The following is a 501-nucleotide window of genomic DNA, read 5'->3' on the forward strand; positions in this document are numbered from 1 at the left end:
CATTGCCGACTTTAAGCGGAAGGCTGAATCGGTCATTGGCGGGCAGGGTGTATTTGATGTCTTGCCCACCGAGCGTCGAGAACACGTAATCAATCAACGCCAAACCCACTTGACGCGGTTGGTTTTGCGCGCTTTGGTGGTTGTGGAAACGACTGATGACGCGGCGAACGCCCACCGTGCGCAGTAAAAACAAGGTACTGTCAGGCGTGGTGAGCACATGTACGTCAGAGCTGTTTTCATTTACGGCGGTTTGGCACAGGGCTTGAAGTTGACGTTCGACGACGTTTTGCTCGCCTTGCTCTTTCAGTGTTTGATGCTGCGTATCGCTGAACATGGCCAGCGCCTCATCGATGACGCTTTGCGGCACCTCTTCGACGATGACGTCTTGTCCGAGCAGCGCTTTACTGCCTTGAAGCAAGTCCATGATGCGCCCCAGATTGGGCGCATTGAGATTCGAGGTTTGCACGGTGAGCGCGGCATTGACGATGGTGTAACCATCGT

General features: G+C 54.5%; 1 pseudogene. It reads right to left on the reverse strand.

Features of this window, described 5'->3' with window-relative positions:
* A pseudogene (locus OU793_RS24920) lies at positions 1-424 on the reverse strand (type II secretion protein); the annotation flags it as partial.
* Positions 425-501 lie beyond the last annotated feature (77 nt).

Source organism: Vibrio sp. VP6, assembly GCF_028823755.1.
Classification (GTDB): Bacteria; Pseudomonadota; Gammaproteobacteria; order Enterobacterales; family Vibrionaceae; genus Vibrio; species Vibrio parahaemolyticus.